The sequence below is a fragment of the Streptomyces tardus genome (assembly GCF_018101125.2).
Classification (GTDB): domain Bacteria; phylum Actinomycetota; class Actinomycetes; order Streptomycetales; family Streptomycetaceae; genus Streptomyces; species Streptomyces tardus.
Window position 1 is genome coordinate 2,653,248 of record NZ_JAELVF020000001.1, and the last position, 25,512, is coordinate 2,678,759.

At 70.2% G+C, this 25,512-nt stretch carries 25 protein-coding genes and 1 pseudogene; 10 read left to right on the forward strand and 16 right to left on the reverse strand.

Features of this window, described 5'->3' with window-relative positions; all coding sequences use genetic code 11:
* Positions 1 to 100: 100 nt before the first annotated feature.
* Together JGS22_RS11360 and JGS22_RS11365 are read right to left on the reverse strand one after the other, a co-directional pair.
* Entirely contained in the window at positions 101 to 622 is a 522-nt protein-coding gene (locus JGS22_RS11360; protein WP_211040005.1) for a M23 family metallopeptidase, read from the reverse strand.
* 639 nt (positions 623 to 1,261) lie between these two features.
* Positions 1,262 to 2,101, reverse strand: coding sequence for an aldo/keto reductase (locus JGS22_RS11365; RefSeq protein WP_211040006.1), 840 nt, complete (start codon positions 2,099 to 2,101; stop codon positions 1,262 to 1,264).
* A 284-nt stretch (positions 2,102 to 2,385) separates the two neighbouring features.
* Between JGS22_RS11365 and JGS22_RS11370 the strand changes: the two genes are divergently transcribed.
* Together JGS22_RS11370 and JGS22_RS11375 are read left to right on the forward strand one after the other, a co-directional pair.
* Positions 2,386 to 3,309, forward strand: coding sequence for an AEC family transporter (locus JGS22_RS11370; RefSeq protein WP_211040007.1), 924 nt, complete (start codon positions 2,386 to 2,388; stop codon positions 3,307 to 3,309).
* A 177-nt stretch (positions 3,310 to 3,486) separates the two neighbouring features.
* Positions 3,487 to 4,605, forward strand: a pseudogene (locus JGS22_RS11375) (N-acetylmuramoyl-L-alanine amidase); the annotation flags it as partial.
* Positions 4,606 to 4,833: 228 nt separating this feature from the next.
* Here the strand turns inward: JGS22_RS11375 and JGS22_RS11380 are convergent.
* The 4 genes from JGS22_RS11380 to JGS22_RS11395 form a co-directional block, all read right to left on the reverse strand.
* Complete coding sequence (locus JGS22_RS11380) at positions 4,834 to 5,547, reverse strand: hypothetical protein (RefSeq protein ID WP_211040009.1); 714 nt, start codon at positions 5,545 to 5,547, stop codon at positions 4,834 to 4,836.
* A 60-nt stretch (positions 5,548 to 5,607) separates the two neighbouring features.
* A complete protein-coding gene (locus JGS22_RS11385) occupies positions 5,608 to 5,877 on the reverse strand; it encodes a DUF397 domain-containing protein (protein ID WP_211040010.1) in 270 nt (89 codons plus the stop codon).
* A 111-nt stretch (positions 5,878 to 5,988) separates the two neighbouring features.
* The gene (locus JGS22_RS11390) at positions 5,989 to 6,636 is read right to left on the reverse strand and encodes an O-methyltransferase (protein ID WP_211040011.1); all 648 of its coding nucleotides are present in this window, start codon (positions 6,634 to 6,636) and stop codon (positions 5,989 to 5,991) included.
* Between the two features lie 107 nt (positions 6,637 to 6,743).
* Positions 6,744 to 7,052, reverse strand: coding sequence for a DUF8827 family protein (locus JGS22_RS11395; RefSeq protein ID WP_211040012.1), 309 nt, complete (start codon positions 7,050 to 7,052; stop codon positions 6,744 to 6,746).
* Positions 7,053 to 7,195: 143 nt separating this feature from the next.
* Between JGS22_RS11395 and JGS22_RS11400 the strand changes: the two genes are divergently transcribed.
* Together JGS22_RS11400 and JGS22_RS11405 are read left to right on the forward strand one after the other, a co-directional pair.
* Positions 7,196 to 8,158 carry a C40 family peptidase gene (locus tag JGS22_RS11400; RefSeq protein WP_211040027.1) on the forward strand — a complete coding sequence of 321 codons (963 nt, stop codon included), beginning with the start codon at positions 7,196 to 7,198 and terminating at the stop codon, positions 8,156 to 8,158.
* A gap of 258 nt (positions 8,159 to 8,416) precedes the next feature.
* A complete protein-coding gene (locus JGS22_RS11405) occupies positions 8,417 to 9,235 on the forward strand; it encodes a phosphatase PAP2 family protein (protein WP_211040013.1) in 819 nt (272 codons plus the stop codon).
* 252 nt (positions 9,236 to 9,487) lie between these two features.
* Here the strand turns inward: JGS22_RS11405 and JGS22_RS11410 are convergent, their stop codons facing one another.
* Complete coding sequence (locus JGS22_RS11410) at positions 9,488 to 9,661, reverse strand: hypothetical protein (protein ID WP_211040014.1); 174 nt, start codon at positions 9,659 to 9,661, stop codon at positions 9,488 to 9,490.
* A gap of 186 nt (positions 9,662 to 9,847) precedes the next feature.
* On the opposite strand from JGS22_RS11410, the gene JGS22_RS11415 reads away from it, so the two are divergent.
* On the forward strand, positions 9,848 to 10,729 hold the full coding sequence (locus tag JGS22_RS11415; RefSeq protein ID WP_308405618.1) for an SCO4651 family lipoprotein: 882 nt from the start codon (positions 9,848 to 9,850) through the stop codon (positions 10,727 to 10,729).
* A gap of 179 nt (positions 10,730 to 10,908) precedes the next feature.
* Positions 10,909 to 11,235, forward strand: coding sequence for a hypothetical protein (locus tag JGS22_RS11420; RefSeq protein WP_211040030.1), 327 nt, complete (start codon positions 10,909 to 10,911; stop codon positions 11,233 to 11,235).
* 260 nt (positions 11,236 to 11,495) lie between these two features.
* Here JGS22_RS11420 and JGS22_RS11425 read toward each other — a convergent pair whose 3' ends face one another.
* On the reverse strand, positions 11,496 to 11,867 hold the full coding sequence (locus JGS22_RS11425) for a metal-sensitive transcriptional regulator (RefSeq protein WP_211040016.1): 372 nt from the start codon (positions 11,865 to 11,867) through the stop codon (positions 11,496 to 11,498).
* A 202-nt stretch (positions 11,868 to 12,069) separates the two neighbouring features.
* Here JGS22_RS11425 and JGS22_RS11430 point away from each other — a divergent pair, with 202 nt between their 5' ends.
* The gene (locus JGS22_RS11430; RefSeq protein ID WP_211040017.1) at positions 12,070 to 12,690 is read left to right on the forward strand and encodes a DUF47 domain-containing protein; all 621 of its coding nucleotides are present in this window, start codon (positions 12,070 to 12,072) and stop codon (positions 12,688 to 12,690) included.
* A gap of 6 nt (positions 12,691 to 12,696) precedes the next feature.
* A complete protein-coding gene (locus JGS22_RS11435) occupies positions 12,697 to 13,695 on the forward strand; it encodes an inorganic phosphate transporter (protein ID WP_211040018.1) in 999 nt (332 codons plus the stop codon).
* A 150-nt stretch (positions 13,696 to 13,845) separates the two neighbouring features.
* Here the strand turns inward: JGS22_RS11435 and pstB are convergent, their stop codons facing one another.
* The 4 genes from pstB to pstS all read right to left on the reverse strand — a co-directional run bounded on the left by pstB (position 13,846) and on the right by pstS (position 18,037).
* Positions 13,846 to 14,622 carry a phosphate ABC transporter ATP-binding protein PstB gene (gene pstB, locus JGS22_RS11440; RefSeq protein WP_211040019.1) on the reverse strand — a complete coding sequence of 259 codons (777 nt, stop codon included), beginning with the start codon at positions 14,620 to 14,622 and terminating at the stop codon, positions 13,846 to 13,848.
* A gap of 33 nt (positions 14,623 to 14,655) precedes the next feature.
* On the reverse strand, positions 14,656 to 15,732 hold the full coding sequence (gene pstA / locus JGS22_RS11445) for a phosphate ABC transporter permease PstA (protein ID WP_211040020.1): 1,077 nt from the start codon (positions 15,730 to 15,732) through the stop codon (positions 14,656 to 14,658).
* Positions 15,729 to 16,727 carry a phosphate ABC transporter permease subunit PstC gene (gene pstC, locus JGS22_RS11450; protein WP_211040021.1) on the reverse strand — a complete coding sequence of 333 codons (999 nt, stop codon included), beginning with the start codon at positions 16,725 to 16,727 and terminating at the stop codon, positions 15,729 to 15,731. The genes pstA and pstC overlap by 4 nt, the downstream gene beginning before the upstream one ends.
* Before the next feature lie 176 nt (positions 16,728 to 16,903).
* A complete protein-coding gene (gene pstS / locus JGS22_RS11455; RefSeq protein WP_211040022.1) occupies positions 16,904 to 18,037 on the reverse strand; it encodes a phosphate ABC transporter substrate-binding protein PstS in 1,134 nt (377 codons plus the stop codon).
* Positions 18,038 to 18,431: 394 nt separating this feature from the next.
* Here pstS and JGS22_RS11460 point away from each other — a divergent pair, with 394 nt between their 5' ends.
* Together JGS22_RS11460 and JGS22_RS11465 are read left to right on the forward strand one after the other, a co-directional pair.
* The gene (locus tag JGS22_RS11460; RefSeq protein WP_211040023.1) at positions 18,432 to 19,577 is read left to right on the forward strand and encodes a C40 family peptidase; all 1,146 of its coding nucleotides are present in this window, start codon (positions 18,432 to 18,434) and stop codon (positions 19,575 to 19,577) included.
* Between the two features lie 168 nt (positions 19,578 to 19,745).
* On the forward strand, positions 19,746 to 21,257 hold the full coding sequence (locus tag JGS22_RS11465; RefSeq protein WP_372454233.1) for a PP2C family protein-serine/threonine phosphatase: 1,512 nt from the start codon (positions 19,746 to 19,748) through the stop codon (positions 21,255 to 21,257).
* A 184-nt stretch (positions 21,258 to 21,441) separates the two neighbouring features.
* Here JGS22_RS11465 and JGS22_RS11470 read toward each other — a convergent pair whose 3' ends face one another.
* The 4 genes from JGS22_RS11470 to helR all read right to left on the reverse strand — a co-directional run.
* Positions 21,442 to 21,780, reverse strand: a complete 339-nt coding sequence (locus tag JGS22_RS11470; RefSeq protein WP_211040028.1) for a DUF2516 family protein — start codon at positions 21,778 to 21,780, stop codon at positions 21,442 to 21,444.
* Positions 21,781 to 21,911: 131 nt separating this feature from the next.
* Entirely contained in the window at positions 21,912 to 22,562 is a 651-nt protein-coding gene (locus JGS22_RS11475; protein ID WP_211040025.1) for a hypothetical protein, read from the reverse strand.
* 259 nt (positions 22,563 to 22,821) lie between these two features.
* Positions 22,822 to 23,271, reverse strand: a complete 450-nt coding sequence (locus tag JGS22_RS11480; RefSeq protein WP_211040026.1) for a helix-turn-helix domain-containing protein — start codon at positions 23,269 to 23,271, stop codon at positions 22,822 to 22,824.
* Between the two features lie 91 nt (positions 23,272 to 23,362).
* Positions 23,363 to 25,512, reverse strand: a 2,150-nt coding sequence (gene helR / locus JGS22_RS11485; protein ID WP_216814949.1) for an RNA polymerase recycling motor ATPase HelR, incomplete at its 5' end; no start/stop codon positions are given.

Here is a 25,512-nt window from a genome sequence, read left to right on the forward strand (position 1 = left end):
GTTCCGGAGGTGGGAATGCGGGCCGGGTACGGGGCGCGGTGTCAACCGTCCGTGTGGGGCGGGCTGTCGACCACCGGCCGCGGGTCCGGCGGACTCGGACTCAGGGCGTGCAGGGGAGCGGAACGCCGCGGTCGCCGAGGTAGGGAACGGGGTCCTCGCCGAAGCCGAACCCGCCGTCGAGGTGCACCTCGAAGTGCAGGTGCGGTCCGGTGGACTGGCCCTCGGAGCCCATGGAGGCGATGTGCTGCCCCGCCTGCACCTGGTCGCCGACCTGTACGAAGCGCTCGTACATGTGCCCGTACTCGGTGACCGCACCGTCGGGGTGCAGGATGCGGATCCACTGGCCGTAGCCGGACGCCTCGCCGGAGTGGGTGACCTCTCCGGGGCCCGCCGCGTGCAGCGGGGTGCCGAGCTCGTTGGCGATGTCGACACCGTCGTGGCCGCTGTGGTGGCCCTGGCTGATGACACCGGCCGCGGGGCAGGCGGCGACGAAGGCGGCGGGTTCGGCGGCCGAGGCGGGACCAGCGGCCGTCAGTGTGAGTGCCGCACAACCGGCCGCGACACCGGCAGCGAGAACTCGGCGTCGGACACTGTTGCCTCGGAGCACTCTGGGGAAGTGCATTCGGCTCTCCCATTTCTTCGGCGTTGTGTCACATTCGCGCGGTATTTCGTTGCGATGCGCCGTGTGGGGGTGCGCCGATTCTGTCGACGCCGGCGAGGTGCGTACGAGCCGCGCACCAGTCAGCGAAGCAGTGAGCCATGTACGCGACAACCCTGCAAGGACAAATGTCCCCGATTTCTTGGCGCACTGAAACAAAGCAGCCCGGCTATTAGCCGCGTAGCAGAGCGAATCGGGCCGGTTCTCCGTTGGTTGAACCACTGATGGAGGTAAAGACCGGTGCGCGGGGGCCCCTTGGTGCGTACGGGCGGCGAAAAGCGCCGGCGCGAGGGGAATTGAGGGGAATACGCGCGAGTGCCAAGGATACGCGGGGGTCAGCATGTCCTGCGGCGGCGGTGCGGAGTTGACCGCGCAGTGGAGGTAGTCCGGCTCGGTGCCTCGTGGCGCTGCTCGTCCTCGAAGTTGACCGTCGCCGCGACCGCGCCGTCCGGCAAGCCGTGCCCGCGTAGATCGGGCCCCGAGCCGGGTCCGGCGATCGGGCCCCGCGCTGATTCCCGGGGAGGGGTCGCACGGAAGACGACGGCCTCCTCCGGGGCGCCTGCCGCGCCCGGAGGAGGCCGTCGAACCGCCCGTGTGAGTGCGTCAGTTGACGTCGCTCGGCGCCGGGCCGGTGCGCTCGTCCCGGTTGAGGGCGGCGATGAGCGCCATCTCGTCGGGGGAGAGCTGGAAGTCGAAGATCTCGAAGTTGTCCCGCATCCGGCTCGGGGTGGTCGTCTTCGGGAAGACGATGTCCCCGCGCTGGACGTGCCAGCGCAGCGTGACCTGGGCGGGGGAGCGCCCGTGCTCCTCGGCGATGCCGGCGATCGCCGGATCGTCGAGCGAACGGCCCTGCGCGATGGGCGACCATGCCTCGGTGGCGATGCCGTGCTTCTCGTTGAACTCGCGCACCGTCTGCTGGGTCAGGTACGGGTTCACCTCGATCTGGTTGACGGCCGGGACGGTGTCGCTGCTGTCCATCAGTCGTTCCAGATGGTCGGGTTCGAAGTTGGACACGCCGATCGCGCGGACCCGCCCGCTGCGGTGCATGGCCTCCACGGCCCGCCAGGTCTCGGTGTAGGTGACCGGGGAGTCGGCCATCGGCCAGTGGATGAGGAAGAGGTCCAGATGGCCGATGTCCAGGTCGGCGAGAGTCCGGTCGAAGGCGCGCATGGCGTCGTCGTAGGCGTGGGCGTCGTTGGCCAGCTTGCTGGTGACGAAGACGTCCTCGCGGGGCAGCCCGCTGGCGCGCACGGCCTCGCCGACGCCCCGCTCGTTGCCGTAGAGCTGCGCGGTGTCGATGTGCCGGTAGCCGATCCGCAGCGCTTCCCCCACGACGTCCCCGGTCCTGTCCGGCTCGATCTGGAAGGTGCCGAAGCCGAGTTGGGGGATCTCGACGCCGTTGTTGAGGGTGACGTTCGGTGGAGGAGTCGCTGCTTCGGTCACGTCGGGCTTCCTTCGGGTGAGAGCGCCAGCGGGTCGGTGCCGGAGTGGGGCGTGGGTCCGCCGGTACGGGTGCCCGTGCCCGATGTCCGCTCCCCGCAGCGTAGGGCGCCTCCGTCGGGAACGTCCAACACCGCCCGCAGCCCTGTCTCACCAGGTGCGCCCGGCCGACGGCCGACCGCCCCGGCCTGCGAGGATCGCCGCATGCGAAGCGGCGACACCGGTACGGGTGAACGGGGAGAGCGGTACGTTGACGGCGGTCCGCGGTACGCCGGGACGGCGGCGCGATGAACGGCCTGCTCACCGGCTTCGCCACGATCGGTTCGATCGTCGCGCTCGGGCTGCTGCTGGCACACGTCCGCGTGCTGGACGAGAGCGCACAACACATCCTCTCCCGCCTCGCCTTCTACGTCGCGAGCCCCGCCCTGCTGGTCACGGTGCTGGCCGACACCGACATCTCGGACGTTCTCTCCTCGCCACTGCTGGCCTCCATCGGGAGCGTGCTGGTGGTCGGGGTGGCGCAGATCCTGCTGGCCCGGCTGGTGTGGAAGCGGAACGCGGCCGATACGACGATCGGCGCGTTCTCCGCCGCGTACGTGAACGCGGGCAACCTCGGGCTGCCGATCGCCGGTTACGTGCTCGGCGACGCCGCCCTCATCGCGCCGATGCTGCTCATCCAGCTGCTGCTGATGCAGCCGCTGGGCCTGACGGTGCTGGACATCGCCACCAGTGAGGGGCCGCACTCCTGGCGGACGATCGTGCGCCGGCCGCTGACCAACCCGCTGCTGATCGGTTCGGCGATCGGCGTGCTGCTCTCGGTGCTGGACCTGAGCCTCCCGGCCCCGGTCCAGGACCCGTTGGAGCTGGTGGCGGGCATGGCGATCCCGGCGATGCTGATCGCGTACGGGATATCGCTGCGGTTGGGCCCGCTGCCCGGGCGCGGCACCCACGCGCCCGAGGTGGCGGTCATCGTGCTGCTGAAGGTCGTGGTGCAGCCACTCGTCGCCTTCCTGCTGGCACGCTACGTTCTCGACCTCGACCAGGCCGGCGTACTGGCGGTGACGGTGATCGCGGCGCTGCCGACCGCGCAGAACATCTTCGTGCACGCCAGCCGCTACGGCACCGGGGTGCTGTTGGCGCGGGACTCCATCTTTGTCTCGACGATCCTGTCCGTGCCTGCGCTGCTGGTGATCGCGGCTGTGCTTGTCTGAGTGGCGCGCCGTGCTCCGCCCGTGCCGTCGGCCGGCCCCGGTGCCCCGTTGCCACTCCAGTGTTTTCTGCACCCATGGTTGACGTGTACACGTCGTTACCCGCACCGTCGTAGAGGTCAACGCGCGTAAACCGTCCGCAGGTTGCGCCGTCGGCCCCGAGTGGAAAACGGAGGAGACATGTCACGACGCACCGTGCGCAACCCCTCGCTGAGGAAGCGAGTGGTCATCCCGGTCCTCGGCGGTCTGGCCGCCACCGCGCTGGTCGCCACCGGAAACCTGGCCGGCGCAGCCCCCGCCGAAACCGGTTCCGAGCGCGGGCCCCTGTCCGCCGCCTTCACCGACGCGGCGGACAGGTACGACGTACCGCGCGATCTGCTGGTCGCGGTCGGCTACGGCGAGACTCGGCTCAACGACCACGCCGGCAAGCCCAGCCACGCGAACGGCTACGGCGTCATGCACCTGGTCAGCAACCCCGGCCACGCCACGCTGAAGGAGGCCGCCGACCTCACAGGCGAGCCGCTCGCCGACCTCCGGGGCGAGAGCGAGGCGAACATCCTCGGTGCCGCCGCCGTCCTGCGCGACTACGCCGACACCCAGGGCCTGAAGGCCGAGGAGCGCGACGGCGTCCACAACTGGTACACCTCCGTGGCCCGTTACGGCGGTGCGGAGGACGACTCGACGGCGCGTCTCTACGCGGACACCGTCTACGAGCTGCTCTCCGACGGCATCGCCGCGGACGTCCAGGGCGGCGAGAAGGTCACCGTCACCCCGCGCGAGGTCAGCCCCGAACGCGGTGAACTGGCCGACGTCCGGCCGCACGGCGTGGGTGCCGCGAGCGAGGACTACCCGCCGGCCGCCTGGGTCCCGGCCAACGCCGGCAACTACACCAAGGGCCGTACGGCCGCGATCTCCACGGTCGTCGTCCACGTCACCCAGGGCTCGTACGCCGGCACCATCAGCTGGTTCCAGAACCCCGAGGCCCAGGTCAGCGCGCACTACGTGATCCGCTCCCAGGACGGAGAGGTCACCCAGATGGTGCGCGACGCCGACACCGGATGGCACGCGCGGGGCGGCAACCCGTACTCGATCGGCCTGGAGCACGAGGGCTTCGTCGACGACCCGGCGTGGTTCACCGACGCCATGTACCGGTCCTCGGCCGCGCTGACCAAGCACCTCGCGGACAAGCACGGCATCCCCAAGAACCGCGAGCACATCGTCGGCCACCACGAGGTGCCCGGCAACGACCACACCGATCCCGGACCCAACTGGGACTGGGACTTCTACATGAGCCTGGTCAACTCGTGACCCCGCTCTCCCCGGCGGACGCAAGGTCCTGCCACCCCTTCGGGCCGCACCCCCACGCACGCCCGAATCCGCAACGGGGCTGAGCCCCGCAGTTGCCCCCGCCGACACACGGGCGGGGGCAACTCGCGCACCGACGGCCGCAGTCGGCTGCGGGGCTGCCGCGCTGCTGCCGGCTGCCGAAACTTGCGGAAGCGTCTTGCCGCGGTTGCGCGGGGCGGTTCAGTCCCGGGGCAGGCCGAAGCTCAGCCCCGAGGGCTGGACCTCCACCGCGCGCACGCTCCACCGCTCCTCGCCGTCCTCGTCGAGGGGGTACTGGCAGCGGTGCTCGGTCTGGATGTTGAGCTCGACGAGCTCGGCGTCCGGGATCTCGCTGCACTGCACCCGGTCGACGCCGCGCCGGTTCTGCTGCTTGAAGAACTCGCCGCCGACGCCCTTGGCAGTCAGCAGACCCATCTGAGGCTTCGCCTGGTAAGTGAAGACGAAGCTGCCCGGCTCGTACCTGTCGCTGATGGTGACCTCCCAGGGGACCTTGAGGCCCTCGTAGGTCACGGTGCAGGTGGTGGTGGCGCCGGCTTTCATGGTGACGTCCCCGCCCGCGCAGGAGCCCGCCGTCCTGCCCTCGACCCCGGCCATGGCCAGCGTCTTCTCGCGCAGGTCGTGCACCACCCGCTCGGTCTCCGAGGCGTCCCGGGGCGGCTCGGGGTTGATCTTCGGGCGGTCCTCCAGCAACTCCTCCACCGGAGCGTCGATCTTGACCGGCAGCTCCTCGCTCTCGCCGCCGTCCGTCTGCGAGTCGTCGCCCTCGTCCACTCCGCCGGAGCCGGAAGCGGTGTTCCCGCCGGGCTCGGTGCCGTCCCCGGACCCGCTTCCTCCGCAGCCGACCGCCAGTACAGCGACAGCCACGGCGCCGACGAGTGTTCGAGTGATTCGCATGTGCGGGATCTTAATGGAACCGTAAAATCGTCGGCGTCCTCGTCGGGTGGCCCGCCGGCCTCAACTCCCGTCCGCGTGCGCCCCGCTGTCCCGGTCCCCCTCCGTCTCCCGGGGCGCCTCCCGGACGAAGTGGTCGAACTCGTCGTTGTGCACGCCGAGTACGAAGGCGCGCCACTTGGCCCTGGTCGTCGTCACGATCCGCTCGGGCTCGTCGCTCTGCCGGATGTGGATCAACCCGCCCTCACCCGCGGCGACTTCGAAGCACTCCTGCGAGGGGTCCCCGGAGGCGCGGATCCACTCCAGCGCGCCCGGTTCGGGTGGCGTCGTCATGAGCCCAGGCTACGGACGCACCACCGGCGCCCGCAGCCCGTCCGGCTCGCACGGCGCGTGCGTACGGCGCGTCCTGCGCGTGCGTCCTGCGCGTGCGGGCCGGGCCCGTCGTCAGAGCTTGCGGACGAGTGTCACGCCGTCGCGCACCGGCAGCATCGCGCAGCTGACCCGCTCGTCCGCCGCGATGGTGTCGTTGACGGCACGGATCGCCCGCACGGATTCGCTCTGGTCGCTCTCGTCCACGACGAGCCCGCCCTGAAGCACGTTGTCCAGCGCGATCAGCCCGCCGGGCCGGAGCCTGGTGACCAACTCCTCGTAGTACACCGGGTATCCGACCTTGTCCGCGTCGATGAACGCGAAGTCCACCGTCTCCTGGGCCGGCAGCGCGCGCAAGGTGTCGGCGGCCGGCGCGATCCGGAGGTCGATGCGCTCGTCGACACCGGCCCGCTCCCAGTAGCGGCGGGCGATCGAGGTCCACTCCTCGCTGACGTCGCAGGCGATCAGCCGGCCGCCCGGCGCCAGCCCCCGGGCGATCGCGATGGACGAGTAGCCGGTGAACGTGCCGACCTCGACGGCGAGTTGGGCGCCGGTGAGCTGAGTGAGCATGGTCAGCAGCGCGGCCTCGTCCTGGGAGACCTGCATCCGGGCGCTGTCCGGCAGCGCCCTCCTGGTCTCCTCGGCGAGGTCCCGCAGCAGCTCGTCGGCCGGGCTGCTGTGGTCGTTGAGGTAGTCGTCGAGAGCCGGGTTCACGATCTGCACGGCGTTGTGCTCCGTTCGGCGCGGGAAGTCCTCGGGTGTACGGACGGGCCGGACACAACCCCCGTGGCCCAAATGCCGCCGACGCACCAGAGGTGACAGAAGGTCAGCTATACGGCCATACCGTAGACGATGGTGAAGACGGTGCCGAGTGAACCGATGATGAACACACCCGCCAGGCCAGCGACGATCAGGCCCTTGCCCTGCTCGGCGCTGAAGGTGTCGCGCAGGGCCGTGGCGCCGATGCGCTGCTTGGCCGCGCCCCAGATCGCTATGCCCAGACAGATGAGGATGGCGATCGCCATCACCACCTCGATCATCACGCGCGCCTCGGTGCCGAGTGACCCGAACGGGCCCCAGTCGGGGGCGATTCCGCCGATGATGGTGTTGATGTCGCCTTCGTCAGCCGCCAGAAACATGTGAACTCACCGCCCCAGAAAGGTTCGTTGGGTGTCCGTCAGGTCCGGACGGCCGACCGGGGCCGACCGTGTCCGAGGCCCTCTCATATGAGTAACCCTTCTTGAATTCTGCCACGAGATGGGATGGTTGGGGGGTGCGGAAGATGTGGGTGGCGACCGGGGTCGGCTTCACGATGGTGCTCGGGTTCATGGCGCTGCTCGTGGTGGGCACGTACAGTGCCGCCACCCAACTGGGCGGAGGCGGCGGGAAGTCGGTCGCACTGGCGAAGAACTCCGTTCCCGCTCAGTACTCTTCGCTGGTCCAGAAGTGGGGAAACCTCTGTGACGCCATCAACCCGGCGCTGCTGGCAGCACAGTTGTACCAGGAGAGCGGCTGGAACCCGCGTGCCCAGTCGCCCGCCGAGGCGCAGGGCATAGCCCAGTTCATCCCGGGCACCTGGGCGGCGCACGGGATGGACGCCAACAAGGACGGCAAGGCCGACGTCTGGGACCCGGAGGACGCGATCCCCTCCGCGGCCTCCTACGACTGCAAGATCGCCGGATACGTGGATGACGTCCCCGGCGACAACACGGACAACATGCTGGCCGCCTACAACGCCGGCTCCTACGCGGTCATCAAGTACGGCGGCATACCGCCCTACAAGGAGACGCAGAACTACGTGAAGGTCATCCGCGAGGGCGAGAAGAGCTTCGCGGCACCGACCTCGCGGGTCGATCCCTCCAAGAAGGCAGCGGGCGCCATCGACTACGCGCAGGGGAAGTTGGGTACCCCGTACCTGTGGGGTGGCGAAGGAGGACCGGGCGACAACGGCCGCTTCGACTGCTCCGGGCTGACCAGGGCCGCGTACGCCGACGTCGGTGTCGAGATCCCCCGCGTCGCCAACGACCAGTGGAACACCGGGCCGCATCCCGCCCGCGACGAACTGCTCCCGGGCGACCTGGTCTTCTTCAGCCACGACCTGAAGGACAGTCGGCAGATCCATCACGTGGGCATCTACGTCGGCGGCGGCTATATGATCGACGCACCGTACACAGGAGCGGTCATCCGCTTCGATCCGATCGACACACCGGACTACTTCGGCGCCACCCGGCCAACTGCCGGTTGACGCGGGACAGTCCCGCTGCATGAGGGCAGCCGGCCGTGTGAGGACGTCACCCGGCCGGACTGGACAGCAGTGTCGACCGGACAATGTACGTGTCACCCTTCAGTAACATCCGGGTGATCTTCCGGCGGCGGCGGAACGTCGGACGAGGCCGTTCCGTTGCCAGTACGTGGCGCGGGACCACCGCCACGCTCAATCACGGGGGTCGGACGCGCGTACCGGCTGTACGCGTAACAAGGTGTGAAGGGCACGGGTCGTCACATGGCTGGTTGGGAAGACCCCGACGTCGACCTGCTGTACCGCGTCAACGGCTGGTCGGAGCAGACCCCGGAGTGGGTCAGTTCCGTACTGGGCTTCATGAGCGAGTACGGCGTTATTTTCGGTCTCATGGCCCTCGGCCTGTGGACCTGGTGGACCGCACGACAGCGGCCGGGCTCCGTCACGGCGGTCGCCGGCCTGCTCTGGGCGCCGCTCGGCGCCGTCGCCGCGTACGCGGCCAACTACCCGATCCGCGAGCTGGTCGAGAGACCGCGCCCGCTGGTCGACCACCCCGATCTGAACGTGCTGGTCGAGGGCAAGGGCGGGTGGTCCTTCGTCAGCGACCACTCGGCGCTCACCATGGCACTGGCGGTCGGCATCTTCATGGTCAACCGCCGCTGGGGCGCGGTGGCGATACTGCTCGCCCTCTTCCAGGGCTTCGGCCGGATCTACGCCGGCGTCCACTACCCGACCGACGTGGTCGGCGGGGTGGCGCTCGGTACGGCCGTGGTGCTGCTGCTGGCACCGCTCGCGCTGATGCTGCTCACCCCGCTCACCCGGGCTGTTGCCGCCTCGCCGCGCGGCGGTTGGCTGATCACCTGCCCGCGTGCGGAGGCCGCCCGCGTCCGTTCCGGCGAGGACGGGGGCCAGGGCGGCGGCGAGCTGCACGGCGACGAGGCCCCGACGGCGGATTCCGCGGACCGTCCGGCCGGCGGGGGCCGGTCCGGCCGCGGTCGGCGGGGTGTGCGTGCGCGCAGCCGTGGCGGCGAAGGCACGGAGGGCAGGTCGGCGTCGGAGAAGCACCGCGACGCCGTCGTCTGACGGAACCACTGACCGGCCCGCGTCCGTAGCGCATTCGCGGCGCAACGCGGCGCCGCCGTGCCGAGCGCACCTGTGACGAGCAGCGCACCGCACCCGCGGCGCGCTGCTCGTCACAGCTGTCTCGTCCCCGTGCCCGTCGTGGCGTGCGGTGCCCGCAGCGAGCCCCCGCGCGGTGCCGGGTCCCGGACTGTGCTCCGCAACGCCGGCCGGGTACGGACCGGTGTCGCGTGCTCCGTACAGGGGGGGGGCGGGTCAGAAGGTGCCGACGTGCTCCTGTGCGTCGTCCCGCGCCTTGGACCGGGCGCGCCGGGCGGGGCCGCGCCAGCCGCAGCTGCAGCAGGCGTGGGTGAACGGGCCGTTCTCCGCGGTGGCGAGCTGATGCTCGGAGGGCACAGTCAACTCCGACCGGTCGGGCTCCTGGGGCACGTCCCCACGGTACCGGGCGGCACAGTGGCCGGAACGTGACGGTCCGCCCGACCCCTCGTTAGGCCGCTCGTGAGGTGCGTACGGTCGGCTGGGGGGACTTCTGCGATGGTCGGACGGGCGAATACGAGCCGGACGGTCGGGCCCCGGTCGCGTCCGGGGACGGTCGCGACCGCCGTCCCGGCTGCCGTGCTGGCCCTCGTGCTGGCCGCCGTGCTGACGGTGACGGCGTGCACCGGGCAGGGCGGCGGAGGCCCGCGCGGCGACGCGGCACCGGTCGCCGCTCCGTCGCCGAGGACCTCGGACGGCTCGGGGACGTCCGAGGCGACGGAAGCGATCCGCTCCGCCGCGGACGTTCTGGTCCGCACCGGGAGCTCCCGGGCCCGTACGGCGATGGAGATGGACAGCGGCGGCACCCGGCTGACGATCCGCGCCACCGGCGGCTTCGACTACCGCGCGGGAGTGGGGGAGTTGACGGTCGTCCTGCCGGACGCGGGCCGCCTTCCGGTGACGGAGGTGATCAAGCCCGGTCTGCTGTACATGAAGAACCGCGGCGCCGGTGTCCCCGCGGACAAGTGGGTACGGGTGGACACCTCGGAGCTGAGTGACGGCAATCTGGTCACCGGCGGCGTCACCGATCCGCTGAGCGCCACCGAGCTGCTGCGCGGCGCCGGCGGGGTGAGTTACGTCGGAAGTCTGGATCTCGACGGAGTCGGAGTGCGGCACTACCGCGGCACCACGGATCTCGTCGCCGCGGCCAGGCGTGCGACCGCCCCGATGCGGGCCCAGCTCACCGCCGCTGCCAAGGGCTTCTCGTCCACTCTCGTCCCTTTCGACGCTTATCTGGACAGCGAGGGGCGGCCGAGGAAGGTCCGTCACGAGTTCGTCTTCGACAACAGTGAGGGCAGAGGGGTACGGGTCGACTCGACCACCGTGCTGTACGGCTTCGGTACTCCGGTGCGGGTGGACATGCCGCGCCGGGCGGACATCTACACCGGGCGGATCATGGCCTCCGAGGCCGACGGTCAGGCTGTCGAACCCGGACGGAACGGGCAACGCGGGCATCGATAACCCCGAAAGCCGTGCGGGCAGGGATCGGACCTTCCTACTCTGATGGTTGGGAAACCGGCATGCCCGCCAGGGGAGGCGCCCGCCCGCGTCCCGGCGCCGCTCGTCGGGCAGTCCGGGGCGTATGCCGGTGCACGGGGTGCGTGTGGTGGCACCGCGCACAGAGGTCGAGGGGGTACAGGGTGGGACAACACGGTTCGCCGGCAAGGGTGTTCACCCCCTTCGGGTCGGGTGCGCCGACCGGCCTCACGGCCGCCGTGGCGCCGTCCGGGACTGCCGGGAGGGCTGCGACAACCGCGTCGGCCGGGGCGGCTGCGTCGACAGGGACGGCTGTATCGGCCGCGTCGGGGGAGGAGTACAACCCGTACGAGCACGAGGCGCTCGCCGAGATAGAGCTGTACGGGGAGTTGATCATCGCCGCCGCGGCCGAGCCGGAGGAGCGGCTGAGCCGGGACCGGATAGACGAGGTGCTGCTCGCCGGAGAGCGCACCGGCGGCGCCGACCGCTGATGCCGGCTGCCGCGGGAGGTTCCCGAGGGGGCGATTTTCGGCCGACTTGAGCCCCGGCGGACGAGCGGCGTGCGGCGCGCTCTCGTCGCGCCGACCTCGGGTTCGCCGTTGCCCGCGGGCTGGCGGGAGCGGGGTCGGGGCGGGGTTGGGGTGAATGCCGGGTGGCCAGTATCCGATGAGCGTGTGCCCCAACTCACGCCCGGCGACCCACTGTTGTCGAATATGCGCACAGAGTCATCGAACGCCTTCCGGCGGGCAGGTCAGGTGCGCAACAGGCGGGCGATCGCCGCTGTGGCTTCCGCCACCTTGGCGTCCATCTCCTCGCCACCCTTGGTGGCCGCGTCGGCGACGCAGTGTCGCAGGTGCTCCTCCAGGAGTTGGAGCGCGAAGGACTGGAGCGCCTTGGTCGAGGCGGAGACCTGGGTCAGCACGTCGATGCAGTACTCGTCCTCGTCGACCATGCGCTGCAGGCCGCGGACCTGGCCCTCGATCCGGCGCAACCTCTTGAGGTGCGCGTCCTTGTTCGCGGTGTACCCATGTGGCCCTGCGGGAGCGGTGGTTGGGGCCCGGTGGCAGGCGGCCGGGGCGTCGCTCCCCGCGTTCGCGGCGCTCTCGGGCTCGGTGGTCGTCATGGGTACTCCTGGGGTCAACTCCTGGGGATATACCCCAGCTGGGTATATGGTACCGATTCGCGGTCCGTCGCCGATCCGGTACGTCGGGGCCCGTGGTCTCCCGCGGATGCGATGGGTGACACTGGGGAACGCCACTTCGCAGTGGCTGGATGATGCGCCTAGCATCGACGCAACCAACGCCCATGCACCCCGAGGAAATCCAGTGCGCTTTCGTCTGACCCCCAGGGAGACGAGCTTCTACGACATGTTCGCGGCCTCCGCGGACAACATCGTGACAGGCTCCAAGCTCCTGATGGAACTGCTCGGGGCGGACGTCTCCGCGCGCGCCGAGATCGCCGAACGGATGCGGGCGGCGGAGCACGCGGGGGACGACGCGACCCACGCGATCTTCCACCAGCTCAACTCCTCCTTCATCACGCCCTTCGACCGCGAGGACATCTACCGGCTGGCCTCGTCGCTCGACGACATCATGGACTTCATGGAGGAGGCCGTCGACCTGGTCGTGCTGTACCAGATCGACAAGCTCCCCAAGGGAGTTGAGCAGCAGATCGAGGTGCTCTCCCGTGCCGCCGAGCTGACCGCGAACGCGATGCCGCAGCTGCGCACCATGGAGAACCTCACCGAGTACTGGATCGAGGTCAACCGCCTGGAGAACCAGGCCGACCAGATCCACCGCAAGCTGCTCGCGTACCTCTTCAACGGCAAGTACGACGCCATGGAGGTGCTGAAGCTCAAGCAGATCGTGGACGTCCTCGAGGAGGCCGCCGACGCGTTCGAGCACGTGGCGAACACGGTGGAGACCATCGCCGTCAAGGAGTCCTGACCCGCTGTGGACACCCTCGCTCTCGTCGTCGTCATCGGCGTCGCGCTCTTCTTCACGTACACCAACGGCTTTCACGACTCCGCGAACGCCATCGCCACCTCCATCTCCACCCGCGCCCTGACCCCCCGGGCCGCGCTGGCGATGGCCGCGGTGATGAACCTCGCGGGCGCGTTCATGGGCAGCGGCATCGCCAAGACGGTCAGTGAGGGCCTGATCGCGACGCCGACGGGCTCCACGGGAATGATGATCCTCTTCGCCGCACTGGCGGGGGCGATCACCTGGAACATGATCACGTGGTACTTCGGCCTGCCGTCGTCCTCCTCGCACGCGCTCTTCGGCGGCATGGTCGGTGCGGCGCTGGCCGGTTCGAGCACCGTCTACTGGTCCGGCGTGCTGGAGAAGGTCGTCATTCCGATGTTCCTCTCCCCGTTGGTCGGTCTGCTGATCGGCTATCTGGTGATGACGGCGATCATGTGGATCTTCCGCCGCGCCAACCCGCACAAGGCCCAGCGCGGTTTCCGCATCGCCCAGACCGTCTCCGCCGCCGGAATGGCGCTGGGGCACGGTCTCCAGGACGCCCAGAAGACGATGGGCATCGTGGTGATGGCGCTGGTCATCGCCGGCGTCGAGGAGGAGGGCGACGCGATCCCGACATGGGTGAAGATCGCCTGCGCGCTGATGCTCTCGGCCGGTACGTACGCGGGTGGTTGGCGCATCATGCGCACCCTGGGCCGGCGGATCATCGAGCTGGACCCGCCGCAGGGCTTCGCCGCGGAGACGACGGCGGCCTCGGTGATGTACACCAGCGCCTTCATGTTCCACGCGCCCATCTCGACCACGCATGTGATCACCTCGGCGATCATGGGTGTCGGCGCCACGAAGCGGGTGAAGGCGGTCCGCTGGGGCGTCGCCAAGAACATCGTCGCCGGCTGGTTCATCACCATGCCCGCTGCCGCGGCGGTCGCCGCCGTCAGCTTCTGGATCGTCAACCTCGCCTTCGGCTGACGCCCGCCCGCATCACGCCACAGGCACCGCACCGCGTGCCGGTGCACACGAGGGCCCGCCCCCGGATCGAACGGGGGCGGGCCCTCTGCCTGCGGTGGCACCGCCATGCAGCACCGCAGACGTGTGAGCGACCGGCGGTCGCGGGACCACTCAGCCGAAGCGGCCGGAGATGTAGTCCTCGGTGGCCTGGACGGACGGGTTGGAGAAGATCCGCTCCGTGTCGTCGATCTCGATCAGCTTGCCGGGCTGGCCGATGGCCGCGAGGTTGAAGAACGCCGTGCGGTCCGAGACGCGCGCGGCCTGCTGCATGTTGTGCGTCACGATGACGATCGTGAACTGGTCCTTCAGCTCACCGATCAGGTCCTCGATCGCCAGGGTGGAGATCGGGTCGAGCGCCGAGCAGGGCTCGTCCATCAGCAGCACCTGCGGTTCGACCGCAATGGCGCGGGCGATGCACAGCCGCTGCTGCTGACCGCCGGAGAGGCCCGAACCGGGCTTGTTGAGCCGGTCCTTGACCTCGTTCCAGAGGTTGGCTCCCCTGAGGGACCTCTCCACGACCGTGTCCAGTTCGGACTTCTTGGTCAGACCGTTGAGCTTCAGCCCGGCGGCGACGTTGTCGTAGATGGACATCGTGGGGAAGGGGTTCGGCCGCTGGAAGACCATGCCGATGGTGCGCCGTACGGCCACCGGGTCGACACCGGGTCCGTAGAGGCTCTCGCCGTCCAGCATCACCTTGCCCTCGACGCGACCGCCGGGGGTGACCTCGTGCATCCGGTTCAGGGTGCGCAGGTAGGTGGACTTGCCGCAGCCGGACGGGCCGATGAAGGCCGTCACGGAGCGGGGTTCGACGGTCATCGAGATGTCGTCGATGGCCCGGTGGCTGCCGTAGAAGGCGGTCAGGCCGCTGACGTCGATGCGCTTGGCCATGTCAATCACTCACTTCTGCTTCTTCGTGGCCGGTCAGCGGCCGGTCTTGGGTGCCTTCCAGCGGGCGATCCCGCGGGCGGCCAGGTTGAGGATCATCACCAGGGCGATCAGCACGAGGGCCGCGCCCCAGGCGCGGTCGTAGCTGGGGTCGTTGCCCGCGCCCCACTGCTCGAAGATGTAGTACGGCAGCGAGGACTGCTCACCCTCGAAGGGGTTGGTGTTGATCGAGGGCGAGCCGAAGACCAGCAGCATGACCGGGGCGGTCTCACCGGCGATACGGGCCACCGCCAGCATCACGCCCGTGGTGATGCCGCCGATGGCGGTCGGCAGCACGACCTTGAGGATGGTGCGCCACTTGGGGACGCCGAGCGCGTAGGACGCCTCGCGCAGCTCGTTCGGTACGAGCTTGAGCATCTCCTCGGTGGACCGGACGACGATCGGCATCATCAGGATCGACAGTGCCATCGCACCGGCGAACCCGCTGTAGCCGAAGTCCAGGATGATGATCCAGAAGCTGAGGACGAAGAGACCGGCGACGATCGAGGGGATGCCCGTCATCACGTCGACGAAGAAGGTCACGGCCTTGGCGAGCTTGCCGGTGCCGTACTCGACCAGGTAGATCGCGGTCAGCAGGCCGATCGGCGCCGAGATGAGCGTGGCGATGCCGACCTGCTGGAGGGTGCCGATCAGGGCGTGGTAGATGCCGCCGCCCTCGGACATGTTCGGCACGCCGAACATGGAGTGGGTGAGGAAGTAGCCGTCGACCACCTTGGAACCGCGGGCGATCGTCTCCCAGATCAGCGACGCCAGCGGGACGATGGCGACGAGGAAGGACGTCCACACCAGGCTGGTGGCGAACCGGTCCTTGGCCTGTCGCTTGCCCTCGATGGTGGTGGTGAGGACGTAGGTGATCAACAGGTAGAGCAGTGCGGCGATCAGGCCCCACTGCACCCGGCTCTCCCAGCCGGCCACCAGGCCGAGGCCCACTCCCAGGCCGACGGAGACCAGCGCGATCCCGACGGGCGCCCAGCGCGGCAGCCTCGGCTGCTTGAGCGTGGTGGGCGGCAGCGGCGAGTTCACGGGGGGCTTGTCCATAACGGTGTTGCTCATGCGTTGGCCCCCGAGTACTCCTTGCGGCGGGCGATGATCAGTCGGGCCGCGCCGTTGACCACCAGGGTGATGACGAACAGGACGAGGCCGGAGGCGATCAGAGCGTTCCGGCCCATGTCACCTGCCTCCTTGAACGCCGCGGCGATGTTCTGCGCGAAGGTGCCGCCGCCCGGGTCGAGCAGCGAGGCGTGGATGACGAAGCTCGGGGAGAGCACGGTGGCGACGGCCATCGTCTCGCCGAGCGCGCGACCCAGGCCGAGCATCGCGGCGCTGATGACGCCGGAGCGGCCGAAGGGCAGCACCGACATCCGGATGACCTCCCAGCGGGTGGCGCCGAGTGCGAGGGCGGCCTCCTCGTGCATCTTGGGGGCCTGCTTGAAGACCTCGCGGGAGACGTTGGTGACGATCGGCAGAATCATGATCGCCAACAGGATGCCCACGGTGAACAGCGAGCGCGGGGCGCCGCCGCCGTACTCGAAGATCCCGGTCCAGCCGAGGTAGTCGTCCAGCCACTCGTAGAGGCCGGCCAGGTGGGGGACCAGGAAGAGCGCGCCCCACAGGCCGTACACGATCGAGGGAACGGCGGCGAGCAGGTCGATCACGTAGGCCAGCGGACCGGCCAGCCTGCGCGGGGCGTAGTGCGAGATGAACAGGGCAATGCCGACGGCGACGGGGACGGCCAGGAGCATCGCGATGATCGAGCTCACGATGGTGCCGAAGGCCAGTACCGCGATGCCGAACACGGGCGGATCGCTGTTGGCGCTCCACTCGAAGGTGGTGAGGAAGTTGCCCTCGTTCTCGCCGAGGGCGATCACGGCGCGCCAGGTCAGGAAGACGGCGATCGCGGCCATGATCGCGAGCAGGACGATTCCGGATCCCTTGGACAGGCCGAGGAAGATCCGGTCGCCGGGACGTTTGGCGGACTTGGGACCGCCCTCGGCCGCCGGATCCTGCGAGCCCGGCGGCGGGGTGGTCTTGGTGGAGCCAGTTTCCATGGTTTCTCCGGTCTGGTGCGAGCCTCGCCGACGGGGAAGTGCGGCGGACTCTGGCGGCGGTGCACCGGATGGGTGGTGGGGGTTGTGCGTGGCGGGCGCGGAGGCCGCGGACTGCCGCGCGGCGTGGCGCGGGGGCCGTCAGCGGGCTGTGGGCTGACGGCCCCCGACCGGTCGGGTCAGGCCAGGCTGTCGACGGCCTTGCGGACCTGGGTGATGATCTCCTCGGGCATCGGCGCGTAGTCGATGTCGGCGAGGACCTTCTGGCCGTCCTCGCTGGCCGCGTACTTCAGGAAGGACTTCGTGGCGGGCAGCGTCTCCGCCTTGTTGCCCTTGTCGCAGGCGATCTCGTAGGTGACCAGGATGATCGGGTACGCGCCCTCTTCCTTGGTCGCGTAGTCCAGCTCCATGGCGAGGTCGCCGTCCTTGCCGACGATCTTTCCGGCGGAGACGGCGGCGGAGGAGTTCTCCACCGTGGCCTCGACCGGGTCGCCGGCGCCGGTGTCGAGCTGGACGGCCGGGATGTTGTTGCCGGTGGCGTAGGAGAGCTCGAAGTAGCCGATGGCGCCCTCGGTCTGCTTGACGTTGCTGGCGACGCCGGCGGAACCGTCGGCGGACTGACCGCCCTTGGCGGCCCACGCCTTGCCGGGCTCGTGCTTCCAGTCGCCCGACGCCGCGGCGGCCAGGTAGCTGGTGAAGTTGTCGGTGGTGCCCGACTCGTCCGAGCGGTGGAACGCCTGGATCTTGGTCGAGGGCAGGTCGGCGTCGGGGTTCAGCTTCTTGATGGCCGCGTCGTCCCACTTGGTGATCTTGGAGTCGAAGATCTTGGCGAGGGTCGAGGCGTCCAGGACGAGGTCGTCCACGCCGGAGAGGTTGTAGCCGATGGCGACCGGGCCGGCCAGCAGCGGCAGGTTGACGGCCTTGCCGGACTTGCAGACCTTGGCCGACTGCTCGACCTCGTCCTCCTTGAGGACCGAGTCCGAACCGGCGAACGCGGTCTTGCCCTGGAGGAACTCCTGGATGCCCGCGCCGGATCCGGTGGCCTTGTAGTTGATCTTCGTGCCGGAGCACGCCTGCTGGTAGGCCTGGACCCAGGCGTCCACCGCGTTCTTCTGCGCGCTGGAGCCGGAGGCGATGAGGTTGCCGTCGCCGTCACACTTGATGTCCGCGGCCCCGGCGTCCTTCTGGCCGCCCTCGGAGCCGTCGCCCCCGGTGTTGTCGTCCGAACCGCAGGCGGACAGCACCAGGGCGCTGGTGACCGCGAGAGCGCTGACAGACAGGGCGCGAAGCCGGTTCTTGCGCTGGAGCTTCACTTGGTTCAGTTCCTTCCTGAGCCCGCCGAGTGGGGACGGCAAGCGGACGATATTGAGTGGGTCGGACCTCGCGGTCCTGGGTGCTCATTCATCAGCTAGGGGGCGTGAACGTCGCTGCAAGCGCGTGACGCGCACTCCGTACTGCCGAAATTAGGCAGATCAAGTGAAGCCGCCGACCGTCGAGAGTGAACGCGAGGTGAACCTCGGCGGACGGTGCAGTTGCCTCGGTCGCGGTACGGCATCGGGTCTTCGGGTGCTCGTGTACGACGCTGCGTGCCTTTGTCCCGGAACTGTCGCGGTCCACAGTCGTCCCTGTCGGATTCTGCTGCGGCGTGACACGATCCGCGCGGGGGTTGTCGCGCCGTCGCCCCCGCCACGGGGAGGGGAGCCGTCGGTGATCCGCAGGGGGACAGTCCTGGTCTGCGCTCTGACCGTACTTCTGGTCCCGGCGGGAGGGGTCGCGTACGCGGAGCCCTCGCCGTCCCCCGGCACCCGCGACCCGAGCCCTCCGGCCGACGATCCGGAGAACGGCGACGGCGGGTCCGGCTCCGGCTCCGACGAAGCCGATGGCACCGACGAACCGGTGGAGATCGACCCCGAGTTGGCGAAGCGGCTCGAGAAGGTCCGCAAGGAGATCGACAAGCTCCACGACCAGGCCGGCTCGGCGACCGATGCGTACAACGCCGCCGCGGTGAAGGTGAAGAAGCAGGAGAAGGCGATCGCCGACCTGGCCCGGAAGATCGAGAACAACGAGGGCCGGCTGCAGAACCTCAGCAACCGCGCGGGTGCGATGGCCAGGGCCCAGTACCGCGGTGTCGGCCTGCCGGTGAGCAGCCGCTTCACCCTCGAACGCGACCCCGAGAAGTTCCTGCGCTCGGTCGGCCTGCTGTACAAGGGCCAGCAGGCGACCAAGGGCGTCATCAACCGGCTGGACAGCACCCAGAAGTCGCTCCGGGGCTCGGCCAAGAAGGCCGCCGAGCACTGGGCGAAGCTGGAGGCGGGACGCAAGAAGCGCGCCTCGGCGAAGAAGGAGATCCAGGCCAAGCTGAAGAAGGCCGAGAAGCTGGAGGCGGACCTCGCCGAGGAGGAGCGCGAGCTGCTGCTCGACCTGGAGGACGACGCGGCCCACCGCCGACAGCTGGAGTGGCTGCGCAGCGGCGTGCTGGAGGAGATCACCGCCAAGGCCTCCAAGAAGGGCAAACGGGCGCTGGCCTTCGCGCTCGACCAGATCGGCAAGGACTACAAGTGGGGCGCGACGGGCCCCGGCACCTTCGACTGCTCCGGTCTCACCCTTCGCGCCTGGGAGTCGGCGGGCCTGCGGATACCCCGTACCTCGCAGGCGCAGTGGGCCGGCCTGGACCGGGTGAAGCTGACCTCGATGCGGCCCGGTGACCTCATCATCTACAAGGGCGACGCCAGCCACGTCGGCATGTACGTCGGCGAGGGCACCATGGTGCACGCGCCGCGCACCGGCCGTCAGATACGTGTGGAGGGCGTGGGGGCGTTGCCGATCAAGGGCATCGTCCGACCCGACGCGTAGCCGGCCGCGCCGCCGTTCCTCCGCAGGAAGCACGTACGGCTGCCCCTCCCGCCGGCAGGTTCCGGGCGGGTCGGCGCCGGGCGACCTGCGGTCGATCATCGGCATATGCCCCCGCTGTGTGCCGCAAACGATGCGCGCGGCCGTTCCACCGGCGGCGCTTCGGCCGGTATGGTCCCCCAGGATGAACGAGGCACCCGCGACGAGCCGGGTGCCTGTGCCCTCGGGGGAGGGAAAGAGGACAGCGCGATGCCCCTGTCAGCAGGCGGCGACGTGCCGGGTGCTCCCGGCACACGGAAGGACCGGACGGCACGCACCGTGCCCGGCGACGGAGCCCCCGGCCCGGCCTCGGCGACGGAGGGCGACGCCGCGGGCGCTCCCGGCGCGGGCGGCGTTCCCGGAGCGGGCGCTCCCGCCCTGGTCCCGGCCCCGACGGGCGGCCACGACCGGGATCCGTGGCCCGGTGAGGCCGACACCCGGCCGCCGACCGCGTCCGGCCTGCTGCCCCGCCAGGCGGAGACGCTGCTGGTGATCGAGGGCGACCCCTCGGGCGCCGCTTCGCTGCCCGACCTGCTGCACACCGAGGGCGAGGGCGGCAGCCGGGTACGGGTCCGTACCGCGCGCAACCTCACCGAGGCCGCACGGCTGCTCACCGACGACGTCCACTGCATCCTCCTCGACCTCGCCACCGGCGATCTCGACGTGCTGCGCGAGGTGTTGCGGATGGCGCCGCGTCAGGCGGTACTCGTGCTGACCGGCGAGGACGACGCGGACCGCGCCGCGGAGGCGGTACGGATCGGGGCACAGGACCAGCTGTTCCGGCACGAGTTGGACTCCCGCCTGCTCACCCGCGCCATCCGCTGCGCCGTGGAACGCAAACGGGCCGACCTCGCCCAGCGCCAGCTCTCCGAGTCCCGGCTGCGCGCCCAGGAGAACGCGCGGCTCGAACGCGGGCTGCTGCCCACCCCGTTGCTGGACGGCAGCGGACTGGATTTCGCCTCCCGCTACCGGCCGGGCCGCTCCAGGGCCCTGCTCGGCGGCGACTTCTACGACACCGTCCGCACCGCCGACGGCACGGTCCACGTGGTCATCGGCGATGTCTGCGGACACGGCCCGGACGAGGCGGCGCTCGGCGTCGAACTCCGCATCGCCTGGCGTGCGTTGGTCTTCGCGGGCATCCTCGGGGCGGAGCTGCTCGGCATCCTCCAGCGGGTGCTGGAGCACGAGCGCGCCAGCGACGAGATCTTCGCGACCCTGTGCATGGTCGACATCGCGCCGCAGGAGACGGAGGCCACGGTCTGGCTCGCCGGGCACCCGGCGCCCGTACTGGCCAACGCCGAGGGCGGGCCGCGGCTGCTGCGCGAGGACCTCGCCGGACCGGCGCTCGGGCTGCTGCCGCAGGCGCGGTGGCCGCACACCCGGGTGCGGCTCGGCGAGGAGTGGAGCCTCCTGCTCTACACCGACGGGCTGATCGAGGGCCGTACCGGGCCGGCGGGCGAACGCCTGGGCCAGGACGGGATGTTGGGCCTCGTCGGGCGGGGCGTCACCGAGGGTCGGCGCGGCCAGGAGTTCCTGGACGGGCTGGTCGGCGACGTCTGCCGCCTCAACGGCGGGGAGCAGTCCGACGATCTCGCGGTACTGCTCCTGGGCCGAGTCCCCGGCCGTGGAACCGGCGACGACTGACCGGCCGACCGGCTGATCGACCGGGCCGCTACGGGCCGGCCCATCGGAGGCGGGTCGCCCCGCGCGCCGACAGGTGGCGGCCGGTCGCCTGCCGGCCGGTCGCTGAAAACGCAGGGGCCCGGCTGCCGTGCGAGCTGCCGTCCCCGGCTGTCGCACGGGCCGGGCCCGGGCCTGAACCGCCGTGTCAGCGACCGCCGTTGTACGGGCCGTACGGACCGTCGCTGCTGCTGCCCCTGCGTCCGCCGGCGGGTCCGCCGCCGACCTGGATGAGCGCGGGGCGCACGTCGACGATGTAGACGATGCTGGCGATCAGGCCGATGATCTTGAGGAAGAAGAACGGGATGAACAGGTGCACGGCCACCGTCACACCCATGATGATCAGCCAGAAGCTCTTGGTCTTCTTGTCCGCGGCGACGAAGGTGTCATCCCGCCGCAGCAGGGAGTCCACCAGGCAGAAGATGGCCATGACCAGCATCGCCAGATAGACGAAAAACAACAGGTTGTCGAATCCCTGCAACAGCACTCCGGCCACCACCCTGCTCACAGAAACGTGCGTACGTTACGTCCACGCTACTCGCAGACGGGGCCGGGCAAACACCTGCTTTGCCCGGCCCCGCTTCTGCTCTTCGGTTGTCGGCTTCGCGCCGTGCTCCGTCAGGAGTTGGACTTCGGGGCCGCGGACTTGCGGGGCGCCGACTTCTTCGCGGTGGTCTTCCGGCTCCCACTGGTGCCGGAGTCGGAGGTGCTCGCAGACACGCCGTTCGAGGAGGCGGCGGAAGACGCGGCCGAGGTCTTGGCAGTGCTCTTCGGCGCGGCCTTCGAGGTGCTCTTGGCGGTGCTGCTGTTGGTGGTGGTGCTCGTGGCGGTGCTGCTCCGGGGCGTGGCCTTCGCCTCGGCACGGTCCTGCGACGCGGCGCCCTTGTCGGCGACCGTCACCGGCTCGCGCTCGATGGTTGTCTCGTAGGTGACCGAGTCGGCGGTGCCCTGGTCGCGCCAGTTCTCCACCGCGTTCTTGCCCTGCTCGGCGAGGGAGTCGTAGCCCTCCTTGGCCTTCACCGCGTACTCGGCGGCGTACCCGACGCCCTGGAGCGCGAAGTGCTGAGCCTGGTCGCGCAGCTTCCTGAGGTCGGCGTCCAGATTGGCCAGAGCGCCCTGGACGCGCTCCTGCACGGCCTTGGGGTCGGTCGCCCGCACCTGCGCGATGCGCTCGGGGGCCTCGGCGCGGACCTTGTCGATCACACCGGCGGCGAAGTAGAGCGGAGTCGGGTCGGTGAGGGTCTTGCGGAAGTCGGTGGTGCTGGGCATCTGTGGTTCCTCCCGGACAGCTCGCTGGCTGTGTTGCCGTGGTGTGCCGTGTGACCGTGTGTGTCTTGCCGTGCGTCGTGCTCGGTCGTACCTGACGTGCTGGCGTACCCGTCCCGTCGTGCTGACGTGCGGCCGTCTTTCGCCGGGCCGCCGGTGCGGTCGTACAGCCGTGGCCGCGCCGACTCGGCCGGTTCGCCGCGCGCCGTGTGCAGTTGTCCGCCTCGTGCCCGTGCCGTGCCGCTGTCGTTCTCCGACCGGGCTAGCCGGCGTCCGGCCCGGACGCCGGGCCGGAACCGCCCGCGGTGGTGGGCGACTTCGCGGCACTTTCGTGCCGAGTCGGCCCGTCGGCCGACTCGGCGGCGCCGGCCTCGTTCTGTGCGCGGAACGAGGCGTAGATCTGGAGCAGCGCCTGCTTCTGCTGCTCGTTGATCGAGGGGTCGGCGAGGATCGCGGCCGTGACCTCGACCTCTTCCCGGTCGCGCTCGTCGAGCATTCCGGCCCTGATGTACAGGGTCTCGGCGGATATCCGCAGCGCCTTGGCGAGTTGCTGGAGGATGTCCGCGCTCGGCTTGCGCAGGCCCCGCTCGATCTGGCTGAGGTAGGGGTTCGACACCCCGGCCGCGTCGGCGAGCTGCCGCAGCGAGAGCTGGGCGTTGCGCCGCTGCTCCCGCAGGAACTCGCCGATGTCGCCGGGGTGAAGTGAAGCCATGCCCTTACCGTGCCCCAACCTTGCTAGCTTTTGCAAGCGCCTGCTTGCAAAAGTGTCCCCGCTCACGTCGAAGGCTCGTTGGCGGCGCCGGTTACGGTCGGCTGGCGGGCCCGTTGTCGAGGAGGACGAGGCGGTGGGTGGCGCGGGTCATGGCGACGTAGCGGTCCACGGCGCCCTCGGTGCCCGGGCCGAAGCGCTCCGGTTCGACGAGTACGACGAAGTCGAACTCCAGCCCCTTGGCGGACTCCGGTGTCAGCGACCGTACGCGCGGCCCGTCCGGGTGCGTCGGATCGCCGATGACGCAGGCGGTGCCCTCCTCGTTCTCCGCGAGCCAGTCGGCCACGATCGTGTGGAGTTCGCCGACCGTCCCGTGCTGTACGGGAACGCCGCTGCCGCGGACGGAGGTGGGCACGTTGGCGTCCGGGAGGGCGGCGCGGATGACCGGTTCGGCTTCCGCCATGATCTCCTTCGGCGTGCGGTAGTTGATGGTCAGCGACGTCTGGCGCACCCGGTCGAGGCCGACCCGGCCCAGCCGTTCCTGCCAGGACTCGACGAAACCGCGCCGGGCCTGGGCGCGGTCGCCGACGACGGTGAGGCTTCCCGAAGGGCAGCGCTGCAGCAGCATCTGCCACTGCGCATCGGTGAGTTCCTGCGCCTCGTCCACCACGATGTGGGCGAACGGGCCGGCGAGCAGGTCCCGTTCGGCGTCCGGCACGGCCGCGTCGTCGACCAGTGAGTCGCGCAGATCCTGTCCGTGCAGCATCGTCACCGCGCCCTCCCCGTCGGCGTCGGCCTCGATGATGCTGTCGATGACATCGGCCATCCGCGCCCGTTCGGCGGCGGCTGCGGCCTGCTGCACCTTTCGGCGACGGGAGGCGGCCGGGTCGCCGAGGCGTCGGCGGGCCGCGTCCAGCAGCGGCAGGTCGGAATCCGTCCAGGCCTGGGCGTCCGGCCGCTGCAACTTCCGTACGTCCTCGGGCGCGAGGCCCGGTGCGCACATCCGGAGGTAGGCCGGTACGGTCCACAGGTCGCCGACCAGGTCGGTGGGGGCCAGCAGCGGCCAGGCGCGGGCGAGCGCGCCGCGCAGCTCCCGGTTGCGGGTCAGCGACGCACGCAGCGCCTCGGGAGGTGCGTCGCTCCCGTCCTTCTCGACGAGCAGCGCGACCAGCTCGTCGAGGATCGGCTCGCGCGCCTCGTTGTGCGGGACGCCCCGGCCCGCGGTCTCGAACGCCACTGCCCAGTCCGCGGGGCCGACCCACAGCTCGGACCACTCGGTCTCGATCTCCAGGCCCTCCTTCGGCGGCTCCTCGTAGAGGCGGACGGCGGGTTCGACGGCCCGCACCAGCTCGGCCGAGGACTTCAACCCGGCCACTTCCGGGTCGGGTTCGGGCACTGCCCCGCCGCCCTCCGGCACCAGATCGCGCAGAGTGCATACCTGTACGCCCTCCTCTCCGAGGCTCGGCAGCACGTCGGCGACGTAATCCAGGTACGGCTGGTGCGGCCCCACGAACAGCACTCCGCCGCGCCGGTGGCCGAGCCGGGGGTCGGAGTACAGGAGGTAGGCGGCGCGGTGCAGCGCGACCACCGTCTTGCCCGTGCCGGGACCGCCGTCGACGACCAGCGCTCCGCGCGAACCGGCGCGGATGACGGCGTCCTGGTCGGCCTGGATGGTGCCGAGCACATCGCGCATCCGCGGCGAACGCGCCCCGCCGAGGCTCGCGACGAAGGCGGACTGGTCGTCCAGGGCGGCGTGGCCCTCGAATCCGTCCGCGGTGAAGACCTCGTCCCAGTAGTCGCTGATCCGGCCGCGGGTCCAGCGGTAGCGGCGCCGGCTGCGCAGGCCCATCGGACGGGCGTGGGTGGCGCCGAAGAAGGGCTCGGCTGCCGGCGACCGCCAGTCGATCAACAGCCGGTGGCCGTCGCCGTCGGTCAGCCCGAGCCGTCCGACGTACAGGGGCTCCCCGTCGTCCGCGCCGACCATCCGGCCGAGGCAGAGATCGAGCCCGAAGCGTTGCAGCGTACGCAGCCGGGCGGTCAGCCGGTACACCTCGATGTCGCGGTCCATCGCCGAACGGCCCGCGCCGCCCGGCGCCCTGCGGGCGGTGTCCAGCTGGTCGCCCAGCTCGGCGACGGAGCGCTGCAGCGTGGCCTCGATGGCCTCGAAGTGGCTTTCGTCCCCGGCGATCAGGGCGGGGTCGGACTTGGCGGCCCGACGGGCGGGGAGGTCGAAAGCGCTGGTGG

Coding starts and splice junctions, on each gene's coding strand:
- JGS22_RS11360 (WP_211040005.1), bottom strand. CDS start 622: ATGCACTTCCCCAGAGTGCTCCGAGGCAACAGTGTCCGACGCCGAGTT.
- JGS22_RS11370 (WP_211040007.1), top strand. CDS start 2,386: ATGAACGGCCTGCTCACCGGCTTCGCCACGATCGGTTCGATCGTCGCG.
- JGS22_RS11380 (WP_211040009.1), bottom strand. CDS start 5,547: ATGCGAATCACTCGAACACTCGTCGGCGCCGTGGCTGTCGCTGTACTG.
- JGS22_RS11385 (WP_211040010.1), bottom strand. CDS start 5,877: ATGACGACGCCACCCGAACCGGGCGCGCTGGAGTGGATCCGCGCCTCC.
- JGS22_RS11395 (WP_211040012.1), bottom strand. CDS start 7,052: ATGTTTCTGGCGGCTGACGAAGGCGACATCAACACCATCATCGGCGGA.
- JGS22_RS11400 (WP_211040027.1), top strand. CDS start 7,196: ATGTGGGTGGCGACCGGGGTCGGCTTCACGATGGTGCTCGGGTTCATG.
- JGS22_RS11405 (WP_211040013.1), top strand. CDS start 8,417: ATGGCTGGTTGGGAAGACCCCGACGTCGACCTGCTGTACCGCGTCAAC.
- JGS22_RS11425 (WP_211040016.1), bottom strand. CDS start 11,867: ATGACGACCACCGAGCCCGAGAGCGCCGCGAACGCGGGGAGCGACGCC.
- pstB (WP_211040019.1), bottom strand. CDS start 14,622: ATGGCCAAGCGCATCGACGTCAGCGGCCTGACCGCCTTCTACGGCAGC.
- pstA (WP_211040020.1), bottom strand. CDS start 15,732: ATGAGCAACACCGTTATGGACAAGCCCCCCGTGAACTCGCCGCTGCCG.
- pstC (WP_211040021.1), bottom strand. CDS start 16,727: ATGGAAACTGGCTCCACCAAGACCACCCCGCCGCCGGGCTCGCAGGAT.
- JGS22_RS11465 (WP_372454233.1), top strand. CDS start 19,746: ATGGTCCCCCAGGATGAACGAGGCACCCGCGACGAGCCGGGTGCCTGT.
- JGS22_RS11475 (WP_211040025.1), bottom strand. CDS start 22,562: ATGCCCAGCACCACCGACTTCCGCAAGACCCTCACCGACCCGACTCCG.
- JGS22_RS11480 (WP_211040026.1), bottom strand. CDS start 23,271: ATGGCTTCACTTCACCCCGGCGACATCGGCGAGTTCCTGCGGGAGCAG.